This is a genomic window from Sphingobacterium sp. SRCM116780 (assembly GCF_021442025.1).
GTDB lineage: Bacteria > Bacteroidota > Bacteroidia > Sphingobacteriales > Sphingobacteriaceae > Sphingobacterium.
Genome location: NZ_CP090446.1, coordinates 937,463 through 952,359, shown reverse-complemented (window position 1 = coordinate 952,359; position 14,897 = coordinate 937,463). Strand labels below are relative to the sequence as shown.

The 14,897-nt window shown below is 34.5% G+C and carries 17 protein-coding genes, 1 tRNA gene and 1 pseudogene; 10 read left to right on the top strand and 9 right to left on the bottom strand.

What is annotated here, in order from left to right; translation table 11 throughout:
* Positions 1-4: 4 nt before the first annotated feature.
* Positions 5-1,054 (bottom strand): bifunctional diaminohydroxyphosphoribosylaminopyrimidine deaminase/5-amino-6-(5-phosphoribosylamino)uracil reductase RibD, encoded by a 1,050-nt coding sequence (gene ribD, locus LZQ00_RS04165; RefSeq protein ID WP_234512178.1) that lies wholly within the window; start codon positions 1,052-1,054, stop codon positions 5-7.
* Between the two features lie 190 nt (positions 1,055-1,244).
* Here ribD and prmC point away from each other — a divergent pair, with 190 nt between their 5' ends.
* Together prmC and LZQ00_RS04155 are read left to right on the top strand one after the other, a co-directional pair.
* Positions 1,245-2,099: a peptide chain release factor N(5)-glutamine methyltransferase gene (gene prmC / locus LZQ00_RS04160; RefSeq protein ID WP_234512176.1), complete on the top strand. Its 855-nt coding sequence runs from the start codon at positions 1,245-1,247 to the stop codon at positions 2,097-2,099.
* Between the two features lie 141 nt (positions 2,100-2,240).
* Positions 2,241-2,316 (top strand) — tRNA-Lys (locus LZQ00_RS04155).
* Between the two features lie 95 nt (positions 2,317-2,411).
* Here the strand turns inward: LZQ00_RS04155 and LZQ00_RS04150 are convergent.
* From LZQ00_RS04150 to LZQ00_RS04130, 5 genes and pseudogenes are all read right to left on the bottom strand, one after another.
* Positions 2,412-2,600 (bottom strand): annotated as a pseudogene (locus LZQ00_RS04150) (transposase); the annotation flags it as partial.
* Positions 2,601-2,637: 37 nt separating this feature from the next.
* Positions 2,638-3,621: a transposase gene (locus LZQ00_RS04145; RefSeq protein ID WP_234509124.1), complete on the bottom strand. Its 984-nt coding sequence runs from the start codon at positions 3,619-3,621 to the stop codon at positions 2,638-2,640.
* The gene (locus LZQ00_RS04140; protein WP_234509126.1) at positions 3,614-3,967 is read right to left on the bottom strand and encodes a transposase; all 354 of its coding nucleotides are present in this window, start codon (positions 3,965-3,967) and stop codon (positions 3,614-3,616) included. The genes LZQ00_RS04145 and LZQ00_RS04140 overlap by 8 nt, the downstream gene beginning before the upstream one ends.
* Before the next feature lie 56 nt (positions 3,968-4,023).
* Positions 4,024-4,833 carry a transposase gene (locus LZQ00_RS04135; RefSeq protein ID WP_234512175.1) on the bottom strand — a complete coding sequence of 270 codons (810 nt, stop codon included), beginning with the start codon at positions 4,831-4,833 and terminating at the stop codon, positions 4,024-4,026.
* Positions 4,826-5,179: a transposase gene (locus LZQ00_RS04130; RefSeq protein WP_234509126.1), complete on the bottom strand. Its 354-nt coding sequence runs from the start codon at positions 5,177-5,179 to the stop codon at positions 4,826-4,828. The genes LZQ00_RS04135 and LZQ00_RS04130 overlap by 8 nt, the downstream gene beginning before the upstream one ends.
* 465 nt (positions 5,180-5,644) lie before the next feature.
* Here LZQ00_RS04130 and LZQ00_RS04125 point away from each other — a divergent pair, with 465 nt between their 5' ends.
* The 5 genes from LZQ00_RS04125 (at position 5,645) to LZQ00_RS04105 (ending at position 10,169) form a co-directional block, all read left to right on the top strand.
* Complete coding sequence (locus LZQ00_RS04125; RefSeq protein WP_234512173.1) at positions 5,645-6,757, top strand: acyltransferase family protein; 1,113 nt, start codon at positions 5,645-5,647, stop codon at positions 6,755-6,757.
* A 258-nt stretch (positions 6,758-7,015) separates the two neighbouring features.
* On the top strand, positions 7,016-7,405 hold the full coding sequence (locus LZQ00_RS04120) for a hypothetical protein (RefSeq protein ID WP_234512171.1): 390 nt from the start codon (positions 7,016-7,018) through the stop codon (positions 7,403-7,405).
* A gap of 336 nt (positions 7,406-7,741) precedes the next feature.
* A complete protein-coding gene (locus tag LZQ00_RS04115; protein ID WP_234512170.1) occupies positions 7,742-8,692 on the top strand; it encodes a pentapeptide repeat-containing protein in 951 nt (316 codons plus the stop codon).
* A gap of 382 nt (positions 8,693-9,074) precedes the next feature.
* Complete coding sequence (locus LZQ00_RS04110; protein WP_234512168.1) at positions 9,075-9,557, top strand: hypothetical protein; 483 nt, start codon at positions 9,075-9,077, stop codon at positions 9,555-9,557.
* A 102-nt stretch (positions 9,558-9,659) separates the two neighbouring features.
* Positions 9,660-10,169: a hypothetical protein gene (locus tag LZQ00_RS04105; RefSeq protein ID WP_234512166.1), complete on the top strand. Its 510-nt coding sequence runs from the start codon at positions 9,660-9,662 to the stop codon at positions 10,167-10,169.
* Positions 10,170-10,315: 146 nt separating this feature from the next.
* Here LZQ00_RS04105 and LZQ00_RS04100 read toward each other — a convergent pair whose 3' ends face one another.
* Both LZQ00_RS04100 and LZQ00_RS04095 read right to left on the bottom strand, forming a co-directional pair.
* A complete protein-coding gene (locus LZQ00_RS04100) occupies positions 10,316-10,810 on the bottom strand; it encodes a hypothetical protein (protein ID WP_234512164.1) in 495 nt (164 codons plus the stop codon).
* A 75-nt stretch (positions 10,811-10,885) separates the two neighbouring features.
* On the bottom strand, positions 10,886-11,287 hold the full coding sequence (locus LZQ00_RS04095; protein WP_234512162.1) for an EthD family reductase: 402 nt from the start codon (positions 11,285-11,287) through the stop codon (positions 10,886-10,888).
* 324 nt (positions 11,288-11,611) lie between these two features.
* On the opposite strand from LZQ00_RS04095, the gene LZQ00_RS04090 reads away from it, so the two are divergent.
* Positions 11,612-12,118: a DinB family protein gene (locus tag LZQ00_RS04090; protein WP_234512160.1), complete on the top strand. Its 507-nt coding sequence runs from the start codon at positions 11,612-11,614 to the stop codon at positions 12,116-12,118.
* Positions 12,119-12,386: 268 nt separating this feature from the next.
* Here LZQ00_RS04090 and LZQ00_RS04085 read toward each other — a convergent pair whose 3' ends face one another.
* Positions 12,387-12,713 carry an Imm30 family immunity protein gene (locus LZQ00_RS04085; protein ID WP_234512158.1) on the bottom strand — a complete coding sequence of 109 codons (327 nt, stop codon included), beginning with the start codon at positions 12,711-12,713 and terminating at the stop codon, positions 12,387-12,389.
* A 523-nt stretch (positions 12,714-13,236) separates the two neighbouring features.
* Between LZQ00_RS04085 and LZQ00_RS04080 the strand changes: the two genes are divergently transcribed.
* Positions 13,237-14,031, top strand: a complete 795-nt coding sequence (locus LZQ00_RS04080) for a helix-turn-helix domain-containing protein (RefSeq protein ID WP_234512156.1) — start codon at positions 13,237-13,239, stop codon at positions 14,029-14,031.
* Positions 14,032-14,092: 61 nt separating this feature from the next.
* Complete coding sequence (locus tag LZQ00_RS04075) at positions 14,093-14,770, top strand: DUF6624 domain-containing protein (RefSeq protein ID WP_234512154.1); 678 nt, start codon at positions 14,093-14,095, stop codon at positions 14,768-14,770.
* Positions 14,771-14,897 lie beyond the last annotated feature (127 nt).

Sequence of the window (14,897 nt, the reverse complement as noted above, 5' to 3'; positions counted from 1 at the left end):
ATAATTATTTATTAATCCAAATTTCCAATTGATCATCAGCGACCTGAAGAGTTTCTTTTAAAGTCCCTCCTATTTGAGGAGATTTTACACCAGCATTCCAAACCTGCCTCCCTTTAAATATACGTGCTTCATCCCAAAGTCCAGCTTGTATGAATAAATCAAGAGTTTTAGCCCCTCCCTCAATAATAATGGATTGCACATCCATTAAATATAACTGATACAAAATATTTTGTGGCAAATACCAATCAAAGTTCTCCAATGCAATGAACTTATTAGTCTCACTCCATTCTGTTTTAACATCATTAAATATAATCGTCTCCGCCTCTTCGTTTAATACAGCAGCATCAGCTGGTACAGCAAGCAACTTATCAATCAGGATACGCTTTGGATTGCTTCCCTTCCACTCTCGTACAGTCAAACTCGGATTATCTACCAATGCAGTCTTTGTACCAATTAAAATGGCATCCTCTTCCGCTCGCCATTGATGAACCAGCTGTTTACTCGCATTGTTGCTTATCCACACTTGCTTGCCATCTTTCGCGATAAAACCATCCGAAGTCTCTGCCCATTTTAAAATAATATAAGGACGATTCTTTAGTACACGGGTAAAAAATCGTCTATTTAACCATAAAGCTTCACTTTCCAGAAGCCCTACTTCAACCGCGATCCCTGCTTCCTTTAAGATCATTAATCCTTTCCCATTTACTTTTGCAAAAGGGTCTAAACAAGCGATGAACACCTTGTTTGGTTTGTATTTGGCAATTAAATCTGCACAGGGAGGTGTTTTCCCATAATGAGCACAAGGCTCTAAGCTGACATAAAAAACAGATCTGCTTAACTTATCCGCAGCCTCATCACTATCATAACGATCCAATACCTGCTGAATAGCATTTACCTCTGCATGCGGTCCTCCATAAGGAGAAGTATAACCCTCACCGACGATTCGATCATCGCAGACAATTACTGCTCCTACCATTGGATTAGGACTTGTTGTGCCTGCTCCCAAAACTGCCAAATCAAGGCATCTACGCATGTAGCTCTCGTGCTTATTCATATACAAAAGTATCAAAACAATGCTATAACAGAAAATATAGGATATAGTGTAAATTTCTGCTATAAAATAATTCTTAGTGATAGAGGAGAGATCGATAATTGTATAAATAAAAAAGACTCGAACGAATAAATTTGTTTTAGATATGATGCAATTATATTGTAAGTAAAACAAATTTATCTAAGTTTGATCTATGGAAAAATTACAAACCTACCACAGCTTATTCCAAAAGAATTTAGCGACATTTTATGATACAGAGGAGATTAAAAACTTATTCTTCATGGTGATTGAAGATGTTTTAGGTCTTTCTAGCATACAATATAGTTTAAATAAAGATCTCGAATTATCAGAGGAGCAACATATTCGAATGAATAAACTGTTAAAAGAGTTGGTAAAACAAAAACCCATTCAACACATATTGAAAAAAGCAGATTTCTATGGGGAGGTTTTTGAGGTCAATGAGTTTGTCCTAATCCCGCGTTCAGAAACAGAGGAATTGGTGGATATGATTATCCGTAATCATCAACATCAAGCACCTCTTCGTATCATTGATGTCGGAACGGGCTCTGGTTGTATTCCAATTACATTAAAAAAGCATCTCAAAGAAGCAAATATATCAGCATTGGATATTTCGAAAGAAGCTATTGCTACTGCAAAACGCAACGCAGATCGGTTGAATACACCTATTAATTTTGTTAATGCCGATATTTTAGAGTGGGAATATATTTTTCAAAACCAACAATATGATATCATTGTCAGCAACCCACCCTATATCACCCCCAAAGAAAAAGAGCAAATGCATCCCAATGTTTTGGAATTTGAACCCCACCTCGCTCTTTTTGTAGAAGAGACAGCACCCTTATTATTTTATGAAACGATCGCATCCTTTGCTTTGAAACATTTATCTGCAGAAGGGGATCTATATTTTGAAATAAATCAGTATTACGGAACAGAAACCGTCGATATGCTGCGTAAAAAAGGTTTTAAGACTGTAGATTTATATCACGATATGCAACAAAACCCACGGATGATACATGCTAAAAGATAAGAAAATAAAAAATTAATTGTTTCATTACTAAATAGTAACAAAATAATCAACGCATACTTTTTGATAAGTTTGGCATATATCCATATTTTTTCTACCTTTGCATCACTCCAAACAAAGAAGGAAACTTCAAAAAAAGAGTAAGATTCCGTAGCTCAGCTGGTAGAGCAATACACTTTTAATGTATGGGTCCTGGGTTCGAATCCCAGCGGGATCACCAAAGAAAAGCTAATCGCAAGATTAGCTTTTCTTGTTTAAGACAATTCGGATTCGAACAGAAGCGGGATCATACCGAAAAGTTGGGGGATCATATTTTTAAGCATATAATTTCATCACTCTGTATAAGAAGAATGTAGTATCCCTTACTCCGCGAAATACACTTCTAAAAGCTTTAAGTTTAGCATTGAAGGATTCTGCAGATGCATTTGTACTTCTGTTATCGAAGTAATGTAAGATATATTGATGATGTGCAGCTATTGACCTTGCTACACTCTCAAATGAAATTATTCGGATCATACCGAAAAGTTGGGGGATCATATTTTTAAGCATATAATTTCATCACTCTGTATAAGAAGAATGTAGTATCCCTTACTCCGCGAAATACACTTCTAAAAGCTTTAAGTTTAGCATTGAAGGATTCTGCAGATGCATTTGTACTTCTGTTATCGAAGTAATGTAAGATATATTGATGATGTGCAGCTATTGACCTTGCTACACTCTCAAATGAAATTATTCCTACATTCTCAACCTGATTATGCCACAGGCCTAGCTTGGTAAAAGCTATTTTCTTGTCTTTGCATTTGTTGAAGATATCGCCCAGGGCAATTCCTAGATCGTAAGCTTGTTTTAGTTTGGGAAACCGCAGGAATAAAAGTTCTGCACGATGTTTCTGACTTTCTGTCCATCTACTTGGGTGCTTGAAAAGGAGATGCCTAGATCTAGCTAAAAGCTGCTTAAGAGTATCTCCGTTGGCTAGCAGCTCAGGTTCATAGGTTTGTCCCTGTTTTCTGGATACCGTCATATTCTTACTTTCAGTATCCAATACTTCCCAACGATATTTTATTCGAAGCTCCTGAACAGCGTCGTAAGCTAGCTTTTGAACATGAAATCGGTCGACCACTCGTCTAGCATTCCTGAAACATCTGCGGATAGCTTTGGCCATGTTTGGCGCCATATCCATGGTCACTTCCTTAACCTTGTTTCTTGATCGTAAAGGAATCTTTTCTAAGACAGTAATGATGTCTTCGGCCTTAGTGCCCCGTATAGTGGCTAAAATGGTTCCTTTCCTACCTTTTGCAGATTTGCTACTTATTATCGTATAAAGTTCGCCATTACTAAAACTGGTCTCATCAATGCTTAGGTGTTCGGAGATGTTTTCAGGGAAAAGAATCCATTGTTCAGCATGAGGCTTTTGATCCCAGTCATGGAAATCACTGAGATGATTCTTGTATTGATCCTGTAATTGCTTACCATCCACATGAAAAAATAGTCCCACCAAATGGGCGCTTACAGGATGGTTATCCAAATATCTTCTTTAAAAAAAGCCCGAATTCCGTTGTCATTCGAGCACCCTCACGTACGAGGTTCCAATCTCTTGTGATAATATCTCCAGTATCAAGAACCGTCCAACGACGACGACGAATATGTAGCGTAACTTTCTGCCCTCGAATAGGAAAGTCTGAAATCTCGGTGGAAGGCATAAAACCTTTCGACTCCAGCTTACTGTTCTCAAAACCAGCTGGAACTATATTAAGTTCATCTAAATAAATGTGGAGTTGATTATCAACCTGATCGACCTCTAAAATTTGAAAGTATTCTAAAAGCCCTTCAGGCATTAATAAGGATAATAATTTACGTTCAGCCTCTTGCAAAGTATATTGTATTTAAAATGCTAAACTAACAAATTTTTAATATTCCCCCCAACAATTCATCTTGATCCAATTATTCCTACATTCTCAACCTGATTATGCCACAGGCCTAGCTTGGTAAAAGCTATTTTCTTGTCTTTGCATTTGTTGAAGATATCGCCCAGGGCAATTCCTAGATCGTAAGCTTGTTTTAGTTTGGGAAACCGCAGGAATAAAAGTTCTGCACGATGTTTCTGACTTTCTGTCCATCTACTTGGGTGCTTGAAAAGGAGATGCCTAGATCTAGCTAAAAGCTGCTTAAGAGTATCTCCGTTGGCTAGCAGCTCAGGTTCATAGGTTTGTCCCTGTTTTCTGGATACCGTCATATTCTTACTTTCAGTATCCAATACTTCCCAACGATATTTTATTCGAAGCTCCTGAACAGCGTCGTAAGCTAGCTTTTGAACATGAAATCGGTCGACCACTCGTCTAGCATTCCTGAAACATCTGCGGATAGCTTTGGCCATGTTTGGCGCCATATCCATGGTCACTTCCTTAACCTTGTTTCTTGATCGTAAAGGAATCTTTTCTAAGACAGTAATGATGTCTTCGGCCTTAGTGCCCCGTATAGTGGCTAAAATGGTTCCTTTCCTACCTTTTGCAGATTTGCTACTTATTATCGTATAAAGTTCGCCATTACTAAAACTGGTCTCATCAATGCTTAGGTGTTCGGAGATGTTTTCAGGGAAAAGAATCCATTGTTCAGCATGAGGCTTTTGATCCCAGTCATGGAAATCACTGAGATGATTCTTGTATTGATCCTGTAATTGCTTACCATCCACATGAAAAAATAGTCCCACCAAATGGGCGCTTACAGGATGGTTATCCAAATATCTTCTTTAAAAAAAGCCCGAATTCCGTTGTCATTCGAGCACCCTCACGTACGAGGTTCCAATCTCTTGTGATAATATCTCCAGTATCAAGAACCGTCCAACGACGACGACGAATATGTAGCGTAACTTTCTGCCCTCGAATAGGAAAGTCTGAAATCTCGGTGGAAGGCATAAAACCTTTCGACTCCAGCTTACTGTTCTCAAAACCAGCTGGAACTATATTAAGTTCATCTAAATAAATGTGGAGTTGATTATCAACCTGATCGACCTCTAAAATTTGAAAGTATTCTAAAAGCCCTTCAGGCATTAATAAGGATAATAATTTACGTTCAGCCTCTTGCAAAGTATATTGTATTTAAAATGCTAAACTAACAAATTTTTAATATTCCCCCCAACAATTCATCTTGATCCCAGAAGCGTTGGGATGGGTTCGATCTATACGAGGCTCAGGATAAGTGTTTGGGGATTGAGCGACTGAGCCAATCCCAGCGGGATCACCAAAGAAAAGCTAATCGTAAGATTAGCTTTTCTTCTGTCTATAGGGTTCGAAGAGATGTGTAAAAATGAGACTATCTGTCTGGATTTTGATACGATTTAGTCGAATTCAGATAAGTTATTTATTTAATTTTAAAAATTCATTAAATAGCAAACTCATAATGGTAATCAAATAGCAAACTCATAATGGTAATCAAACACACGATACCAATAAATATAGTTCACAGCGATAGTGTGAAAGCTTTTTTGAACGAATACAGCATAAATTTTAACCATTTTACTATTATACCCTACGTTCCATATCCAAAGACCAATGAATAATAATAGCCTCTCAGCAAAGCCACATTACCCTATATTGGATGGATTACGTGGTGTAGCAGCCATTATCGTTGTCACCTTTCACCTGACCGAACCATTAGGAACTGGGCACCTGGATATCTTGGTCAACCACGGATATCTAGCCGTTGACTTTTTCTTTCTGTTGTCTGGCTTTGTGATCGGCTATGCTTATGACGACCGCTGGCATAAAATGACCATCGGAACTTTCTTTAAGCGCCGGATCGAACGACTTCAGCCTATGGTTATTTTAGGGATGACCCTTGGAGCAATTGGGTTCTATTTTACAGATTCAACGATCTGGCCGTTCATCCATACCATCCCCTTCTGGAAAATGCTGTTGGTAATGCTCATCGGTTATACTATTCTACCTGTTCCCTTGTCAATGGATATAAGAGGTTGGCAAGAAATGCATCCGCTCAATAGCGTAGGTTGGTCATTGTTCTTTGAATACATTGCCAATATCCTGTATGCTATCGGCGTTAGGAAGTTCTCAAAAACAGCGCTGAGTATTTTGGTATTGATTGCAGCCATAGCCCTTGCTCATTTAGCCATTACCAGCCCCAACGGAGATGTCAGTGGTGGCTGGACACTAAACCTTGAACAAGTACGTATAGGTTTTACTCGGATGATGTATCCCTTCTTTGCAGGTCTGTTACTTTCACGAATAGCTAAACCCACCCATATTAAGCATGCCTTTTTATGGTGCAGCCTCTTAATCGCTCTTGTTTTATATATGCCACGCATAGGTGATGCTGAGCATCTTTGGATGAATGGAGTCTACGAATCAATATGTATAATTATTATTTTTCCACTCATTATTTACCTGGGTGCTAGCGGTGTGATACATACCCAGACTGAGCATAAGATATGCAAATTCTTAGGTGATATCTCCTATCCACTTTACCTAGTACATTATCCACTGGTCTATTTTTATGTCGCCTGGATCAGCAACCATAAAGGCGTAACCATCGTGCAAGCCTGGCCTTATGCGGCGTTGATCCTAATTGGTAGTATTATTTTGGCCTATGCTAGTTTGAAATGGTATGATGAGCCGGTTCGCAACTGGTTAAGAAAAAAACTTAGGTAATAAACCAATTGCCCATTTTCGTAATTTCATTCCGCCCTATTTCCAGGCAGCTTCTTTTTCATATTAGATTTATTGATAGCAGAAATAGCGAGCACCTACACCAGAGATTATAGATTAGTTTTTATACTCGCTCAAACCAACTATATTTAAGTCAATAAAGTTTATGGAAATTTGAAATTCAAGCTTTTAGACGAACTGATGTTACATGTAACCAAAATTACATCTATATTTTTTACACCTTTAATTAAATAAAACGGCATGACTAAGAAAACAACTTTTATATTTTTAACAATTTTTGCAGTACCAATTTTTGCCTTTTCTCAAAAAGCTTATAACGCTATTTATTATAGCGGTAAAATTCCAAGAAGTACTGTAAAATTTACTCTTGCAGACGGCTACAGCGCAGGATGTGAAATAAAAACTATTGATAACAAAACTAAAAAAATATCAAAATTCTCACCAGAAAACGGATATGCTGACAACAATAAGAAAATGAAATTTTACCGTTACTCAACTTCGGGGAAGACATGGAGTGACTACTTTATTATAGAAGGTATTGAAGAGGTATATGACACTATACCTACTAAATTCTATGGTGAATATTATTACAATGGGACAGCATACAAAATTGTATTGACAAAATTATAATGATTAACAGAATTACTAATAATATCAAACAGAGCAACTGACCCAGAATGTAATATGCTTTCCGTTTTATAGTAATCCTTTATAATTTCACTCTTTTCAAAAAAGTGTTCTTGCACACACTTTGCAAATTCTATTCACTAATTTATGTCAGCTTCTTAAAATCAACCTATTTTAGTTAGACATTAACCTTAAATCCAACTCTTTACTGCTTATATTTGTTAATAACAACTATAAGTAACGTAAAGACAACCACAAGTAGTTGTATTTTTTTGATTTTGGAAATACACCCAGATACCTTTGTTATGTCAAAAAAATAAAAACTAAAAGATAGTGGCTATGTTAAACACGAAGATGATTGGCAATAAAATTGCCGAAGCACGAAAGAAAATCAATATATCGCAAGCACAACTTGCTCAATTTCTATTTATAAGTCCACAAGCAGTTGGAAAATGGGAACGCGGGGAATCAAGTCCTGACATCATTACTTTTAACCGGCTCTCGGAAATTTTGGGTGTTGATCTGAATTATTTTTCAGAAAACTTCCAATCCGCGGACGATGGAACAGCTTCTAAGACACCCATTGATCCTAGTAGCGACATGGAACAAACGATACAAGAGGATACTCAACCAATAAATACCCAAGAGCATCAGGTTCGCATAAACCTCAATGCAGTCAATCTGCAAGAGAGTGACTTCGCAGGCGTTATGCTACACAAAGGAAAGTTCAAAGCAACCCCATTATATGGAGCCGACTTTACCAATGCCGATTTAACAGGCAGCTCTTTTGAGGTTAGCGATGCACACGATGCCAATTTTGATGGAGCAAATCTAACAGACTGTAGTTTTTCCATCACTGACCTTGCGAATGCAAGCTTCCATAAATCCATACTCGTACGTACCGACTTCAACAAGTCGTTACTGGTCGGAACAAAATTTACAGATGTAAAACTGACTGACGTAAGGTTAACCATGATTGATCTTAGAAAAACAATCTTTGATAACTGTATTTTTAACCATGTGGATTTTAAATATTCTGACTTGCGAGGAATGCGTTTTGACGGGCACACCTTCATCGATGTCCAATTTGACAAGTCTGCACTAAATGATGTTTCGTTTGCGGGAGCGACGCTCAGGAATGTGTCATTCCGTCTACCTTTTTCCATAACAAACAAATCTTACCGAGACTTCAAAACCGTCAGCTTTGACGGTGCCATAATGGATAAGTTGACTTATGCTGGACTTAAAGGTCTATGGGATATCAATTTGTCCAAGGTAACAATTATATAAAGCAGAAAGTATGCATACGGATCTTGTGCGACACAACTTATCGCAACCGAATTACAACAAAAAGCTAATCGTAAGATTAGCCTTTTTTGTGTGACGAATCGGATTGGAAGCCAAAAAAATTCGCTAATAGATAGAAGACACATCAAGTGTGTTTTTAGATCTAAATAAGATTCCAACATTTAGTTAGATTAAGCATAATAATAGCTACTACAAAAACATTTACGAATCATAAATCATTCCTAACGAATTGTAAATGCTCTTAAAATCTACCTTTTTAAAAACCTATTTTTAAAAAGGAGATTTTAAGCTATCCTAGTATTAGAATATGCTTTTACAATACAGCGACAAGGAGTATGATATTATTTAGAGAAAATAAAAACATATGAGCAATCAATTTTATAAATTTTCGAATCAGAAATACATCCTAAAGAAACCTTTAGGGATGACTTTTCTTGTTGAACTTCTGTTTATCACGGTTAATATTTATTTATTGTTGATGAGCATTATCGATAAAGAAATTGACGCCCCCCCTTATTTATTCTTATTCATTTTTACGCTACTCCCAGCATTCCTCTCCTGGATATTACTGTTTAGAAAAATAATGATCAGTCCTTCCATTCAGCAAGTTCAAGTAAAAGATTTGGGATTTTACAATCGAAAATACCAGTTTTCTGACTTTATAAATTTCGAATTTACCAAACATCATTTTACAGTAATCCCAATTGGTTATGCTGTGTCCTTACTTTTTGATAAAAATGGAAAAACGAAAAAGGTAGAAATACGAAGATTTAGAACCCAAATTGCAGCACAAAAATTTATAGCAAATACCCATGAGCTCTTAAATACGGGATGCATCAATACCTGACACAATTCCTCTTACCAACTGGTAAAGTATAATTTACGTTAAAAAAAAGACAAGAATAACTGAACGAATTAAAGCGATTAACCCAATAAAAAATCATTCCATATGTTTTCATTTTTTAAGAAAAAGCAAAAAGGTAAGGAATTAGTAGTTCCTCCTGCAGATAAAGGGAATTTCCAATTTCAGTTGGAACTAAAACCTTATTTAATTGATAACTTATTAACGATTCAGCTCCCCATAGAATTTATTCCATATGAGAGTGATAAGTTCAGGGCAAAAACGGAAAATGGAAAAAAAAGTATTTCCATTGCTAGCTATCAAAAAGAATGGAAAGGAGAAAACATCAACAAAAAATTTTTTGAAGAGTTAAAATTGAATCTTTTTGACCGATTTGTTAATGAAGGTGGGTATGAAGCTTATGATGATTTAAAAGTAACCGATGAATTTATCCGAAAAAGTTTTAAAGTTGAGGAAGAAACACAATACTACTTTACAAGTGCACGCCTTATTAATAACAATTTGATTATTACTGAATATATTATAAGGGAAATTGGTTTATATAATAGATATATGATGCCGACACTCGAAATAATTAATCGTTCAGTAACGTTTTAATTTTAACTACTGTATAGATTTCAAATATAACTTCTTATTGATAAGAGATGATGAGCGGTAAAATTGTGAATAATAAAAAAACTTGTTTATTTCGTATAGCCATCAAAATTTGTTCTACGTAATACCAGTAATTAGCAGATGTTTTTTTACTTAAATAAATTTTGAGGTAAGCGATTACTATATTTATTTCTTAGAAATATGATCAACTTTTTTGTGCCTTGAAAAATCAATAACCCTAAAACCCACCCCGAAAATGCCCCACAAATAATTCCAGCAATAATAGAAATGTCTGTTTCCCACCAACCTTTTACTGAATTTATGAACCAAAAGAAGATAACAGAAACAAAGGTACTACCAAGTATGGAAATCAGCAAAAATAAAGTTTTAAAACCCTTACTTACAGATCTTTGATGTATACCAACTAAAACTGAAGTCGAAATGACTCCTCCACTTATCAGAAAAAACAGAATAAGCATAAGGGTTAAAATCAAAACAGTGCCAATGATGAGTGCTAAAAGAAAAAATAAAGCACCCATGAGTAACATAACCACTAAAAAATCATCTTCATTTTTGAAAGAATCAATCAGATAGAAATTCAAAACGGAATATGTATTCAATATTACGGACAAAAGACTCTTCATTATAATTACCAATTATATCCAATTCAACTTATTTAATCTTTTTTTATCAAAAAAAATCTTTAGTTTTTTACTTCACTATCTGATTACTTCACTGATTTGAACCACAGGTTTTATATTTGTATATTTTGGAAAGTCCGCTGCAAATTTCTCAGCGTTATTTTCTAAAATTTTCTGATAAGATTCCTTGGATTTAAAATATAAATGGCATATAACAACATTTGGAGCGGCTGAATTAGGTGATCCGCCTTCTAAACCGCGATCTATAGCTACTTTTTTCAAAGCATCGCCAAAAACACTATCAACTAAGGGTATATGCTTGTCTAAATAATAATTCATATCAAACGTTTTACCTGCAGCATTGGGATAAAAAATACTAACTTTTATCATTCCTTTTACATTAATGTCATGCTTTGGTTGACAACCTGTGTAAGCTATCAAGATGAGTAATCCAATAAGTAAAATATTTCTATTGTTCATAATGGTTAATTTTAACTAAAGATAATCATATAACTTTAGAAATTCTATTAACTAGCGTCTTGTCTACATAAACCATTTTATTTTACAAAGAATAAACTAACTCCGGTTAATTATAAATAACTTTATATATGGGTTGAAAAATTTGTTTTCTTTTTAATACGTTAATTCATAAGGAGCAAAAAGAAAATAATGGCTAGTCACCATTCAAAAATTATACAATTCAAAATAGCATTTTAACTTTGAGATGCTACGTGTTAAAATACAACGATTTTTATTAGAAAAAATACCACAAAATAAATATTCATAAATTAAAACTTAAGCAAAATGATGAAACAAGCACTTCTCGGCGAGATGTTACACGAAGCCGAAAACACACGTAAACTATTATCGATGATCCCTGATGATAGTTTGGATTATCGTCCACAACCTCATTTATGGTCGGTGGCTCAATTGGCATCGCATATTGCCGAGGTATACAATTGGTATGATGCAACGTTTAATCAAGATAGTTTCGACATGGCCACTTATCAATATGATAAGGGTGATATTTCAAAAGCTAACAACATTCTACAAAAATTTGAGGAAAATGCCGCTAAAGCTAAGGCTGCTATCGAAAAATCAGATGAATCGCAATATATGAATACCTGGACAATGCAGATGGATAACAACCCTATAATGCCACCAATGCCAAAGATACAGGTCATCAGAGGATTTTTGTACAACCACCTGTATCATCATCGTGGTGAATTAATTTCACATTTGAGAGCTACAGGAAATAAAGTACCTTCTCTTTATGGTCCTAATTACGAAGAATCTCAACGACCAATGTAATAAAAGCACATACTGGTCTGGCAATGCGGAGTTAAAGTACTTCTATCAAACAAGTTCTTTAACTCTGTATTGACAAACCTTTAAATAAAGATTAAACCACCTTTTAGACAGTAATATCTTTAATATGATAACTTCTGCAACAGTATATTTCCTTTTTCTTGAAATTTAGTAGGATTTCTTTGAATCAAGCCTGCTATGATTTTTTTGAAATATAGTTGATTTTCTTGATCATAATAATGAATTATATTTAGAAGAATTGAAAATCCTTCTAAATATAATTCATTATTCTAAGAAAAAATGTTTCACTCCATTCATAAGCATCTTTCTCTAGTAACCTTAGCAAGGGTAATAACTTATTCATATATATTTCTAGGTCTAAACTCTTACCGTAATATTCTATTGCATGAAGCGTTGAAAACATGACTTCACGATCTTCACTAAGATCGGAGAATCCATAAATAAGAGAGTCAATGGCAGATATGTTTTCTCTGTCAAATAGTTTCTCAACAGCTTCTTCATAAAGAGAGATCTCCTCACTGGAAATCATTAATTTATTTTCAATTAACTGCTGGGTATATTGTTCTTGATTTTTCATTGCATGAATTTCAGTATTTTTTAAAAACATGTAGAAGTTTTATTTTACATATAAGTTTTTGAATGCATTTATGAGACCATCCAATCGCAAGATCACTTTTAGTAAAATCGTCATATGCTATATACAAACTAAATATTTAACCTTTGAATAATTTGATAAGCATTTGTAATAGATACCTTCTATTAGGTTTTCTTTAGACTAACTCCTAACCAACTTCTACCCTTCTTCGAACCAACTTCGGAGCCCAAACACTAAAATACCACCCTTGCACCGCCTTTTTACCACACTTGTACCGGAAAAAGAGCGGTGCAATAGCGGTAAAACAGCGTTCCAGGTATAATGGAACTTAGAAGTTGGTTCGAAGAAAGTCCGAACGTGGTAGCTGTTAGATGCGTCTTCCTTTGCCTTTTCTCTCTGATTTTTTTCATATATTAAAAAAATATACAATAAATCATTGCAAAGCTGAATGCTTAGTGACAAATTATTGTCCCTAAAACTAACTCTGATATTTTATAAAAAAGTTATGCTAACATTTTATAAACCCAAAAACCAAATATTAGCGACGTATATTGAAGGCTATTATTTTTTAAGAAATAACGAAAAGGATTTTTCATTATCTTATTATACCTTCCCTAACAATTTCCAAATTGTTAGTTGTGCTGCACATGTTGACATAGCACTAAAAGAAAACCAGCTAATTTCAAAACATAACAAGACAAAAAAGTTTATTTCTACGTTTACATACAATTATTTTACACCTATTCAAATTGATTATTATGGAAAAATAAATGAGATAACGATCTATTTTAAGCCTTTGGGATTAAATCATTTTGTAAGCAATCTTGAAAAATATCATAAAAAAGAGAATTTTATTTCATTCTTACCTTTTCTTGATTTTCAATACGAAATGCAAAAGATATTGTCTATTGATGATATAGAAGAGTCCAGAGATAGGCTTGAAAAGTATTGGATAGGCAAACTATTAGAAATAAATGTATTATCAATTTATCAAATTATTACGATGATGGATGTTATGAATATTGGCGAGATTTCTGATAAGCTTAAAATTTCAAGACAGTATCTTTATAAAACTTTTAAAGCATATACTGGAAAGTCTCCCGTTGAATTTAAACGAATCCAACGGTTTAGAAACGCATTGGAATTTCCACAAGCTAGTTTAACAGAAACTGGATTACAGAACTTGTTTTATGATCAATCGCATTTCATCAAAGAAGTACAGAAGTTTACGAACATTCTTCCTAAAGTTCTTTTCAAAAACGTAAAATATAAAACAGCTAATCCGTGGTTGATCATTTAGTTTACATTTATACAATTATTTATTCTTTATTACTTGCAGTTTTATATAAAAAATTATTTATATGAAATATTTATTTCTTGCTATCGTCTGTATTTCCATAACAGCGTGTAAATCACAAAAATTATTAAACATGGAACTCAAAAAAGAACTGGATCAAATCCTTTTTGATGATCAGATTTATCGTGAGTTTAGTGACAATGAGACTTCAGAAAAAAGAAAAGATGAAATTGCTCAAAGTCTCCATCTTTCAAGGGATTCTTTGCAGCGAAATATTTGGACATTCATCAATAAAACGGATACAGAGAACCTTAAAAAGGTGGAAAGTATAATTGCTAAATACGGATATCCAGGAAAATCATTAGTTGGAGAACCGACGAATACTGCTGTATTTTATGCAATACAACATTCCAATAAAATTGAACAATACTATTCGTTAATAGAAAAAGCAGGAAAAACAGGAGAACTTCCTTTTAAATATACAGCCATGCAATTGGATCGGAAATTAACAAATGAAGGAAAACCGCAAATTTATGGAACGCAAGTAGGATTTCGAATGATCAGGAATCCAAAAACTGGAATCCAAGAAAATTTTATCTATGTATTACCCATTGAAGATGCCAAAAATGTCAATCGTAGAAGAAAAAAAGCTGGCTTTGATACAACAGTTGAAGAAAATACGAAAAGATTCGGGATTGAATACAAAGCGTATACCTATGAAGAGCTGAGTCAGATAAAATAAATATTGATTTTATGCCTGTTTTAAGAGGGAAATCTTCGATCTTATTAACCCTAAGATATAATCACAATATTCGTTATACAATAACTGCCACAGATAGCGGGATCTGTGGCAGTATAACAATGTTTTA